This window comes from bacterium, assembly GCA_037131655.1.
Taxonomy (GTDB): Bacteria; Armatimonadota; Fimbriimonadia; order Fimbriimonadales; family JBAXQP01; genus JBAXQP01.
The window spans coordinates 1-1877 of sequence record JBAXQP010000425.1 but is presented as its reverse complement, the minus strand read 5'-3'; the positions used below and the strand labels follow the sequence as shown (position 1 = coordinate 1877).

2 protein-coding genes are annotated in these 1877 nt (G+C 43.6%); both read left to right on the top strand.

Translation table 11 applies throughout. The features are described 5' to 3' along the window. Positions 1-1416 (top strand): acetoacetate--CoA ligase (locus tag WCO51_13225; GenBank protein ID MEI6514215.1); only part of this gene is annotated, 1416 nt, incomplete at its 5' end. Positions 1417-1704: 288 nt separating this feature from the next. Beyond that, positions 1705-1877: ATP-binding cassette domain-containing protein (locus WCO51_13220; protein MEI6514214.1), on the top strand; the 173-nt coding region annotated here is incomplete at its 3' end.

Here is a 1877-nt window from a genome sequence, read left to right as displayed (position 1 = left end):
GCTATAGTGGATCGCTTAGGACAAATTGAGCCTAAAATTGTATTTATTTGTGATGGACATACCTATCAGGGCAAAAGTCATGACGCTAACGAAAAAATCTCAGACATTATCAACCATATTCCAAGCCTAAAACAACTGGTCATCTATCCTAATTTACCTACGCCCGTGACGTTAAAACCTCATGATAAAATCATAGCCTTAGAGGATTTTCTGGTACCTAATCAAGCGCTCACGTTTACGGTGATGCCTTTTGCTCACCCTGTGTATATTCTATTTTCCTCTGGAACAACCGGAAAACCCAAATGTATTGTCCATGGTGCAGGGGGAACGTTAGTACAACACGTGAAAGAGCTTGGTCTACATTGTGATATCAAACCCAAAGACAACTTACTGTTTTACACCACTTGTGGCTGGATGATGTGGAACTGGATGGTATCCACCCTTGCATTAGGCGCAACCTTAACCTTATATGAAGGATCGCCAAGTTATCCCAATGCCATGTGTTTATTTGATATTATTGATAAAGAACACATTACCGTATTTGGTACCTCCGCCAAATTCATTGCAACCTTGGAAAAAGAAGGCGTTTCACCCAAAGACTCACATCCTTTAAAACACCTACGCCTACTATTGTCTACAGGCTCCCCGTTGATGCCGCATCATTTTGAATATGTCTACCTGCACATCAAAGCCGATGTACCCCTATCTTCTATGTCAGGTGGCACGGACATTATCTCTTGTTTTGCCTTAGCGAACCCATTACTTCCAGTCTATTCTGGTGAGCTTCAATCCATTGGTCTTGGCATGGCCGTAGCTATTTTCGATGAACATAACAGACCTGTTGAAGGTGCGCGAGGGGAATTGGTGTGCACCAAAGCATTCCCCTCTATGCCCATTGGCTTTTGGCATGATGACGATCAAGCGCTCTATCGGCAAGCCTACTTTGACCAGATCCCAGGGGTATGGGTACATGGAGATTTTGCAGAAATCACCGCGCATAAAGGTATCATTATTTATGGTCGATCGGATGCAACCTTAAAACCCGGTGGCGTTCGCATAGGAACCGCTGAAATTTATCGCCAAATAGAAACCCTACCCGAGATACTAGACAGCGTAGTGATTGGTCAAAACTATAAGGATGATGTTCGTGTGGTATTATTTGTAAAATTAGCCAACGGCCTTATTTTAAATGATCCCCTAGAAACCAAAATTCGCTACAAAATTCGGGAAGGCGCCTCACCACGGCATGTACCTGCGGTCATTTTACAAGTCAAAGATATCCCTCACACTATCAATGGCAAACTGGTAGAACTCGCCATTCGCCAAGTAGTCCATAACTTACCCGTAAAAAATAAGGATTCTATCGCCAACCCAGAGGCTTTAGACTATTTCAAAGATAGGAAGGAGCTACAATGAAAAGAAAGCCCAACACTCAAGTTTAGCTGCTCTACCAAATCCCCGTGGCTTGACCGGCGTTGTTGCGGACGGCGATCAATCTATTCAGCATGGGCACCGCGGTCGACGCCGCGGTGATTCGTAACTTAAAAAATGGTGAAACTCGAGCAACACATATTGTGCAGATAAATTCCCTAAATGAAAGGCGTACTACTCTGAACAGGAAAAGTAATTGTCAATTAGGCTGGTTTAGTTATAATAACCATCATCACAGCCCCTACTTACGCTTGACTCCGAGAGCTCTTTACCATGATTGAATTATCTGGTGTATACAAATCATTTGCCCATCACCCCGTGTTGCATGATATCAATTTATGGGTACAAGAAGGTGAAATATTTGGGATTATTGGTCGATCTGGTGCGGGTAAGTCAACCCTGTTGCGCTGTATGAATGCCCTAGAAAAACCTGACAGCGGCAAGGT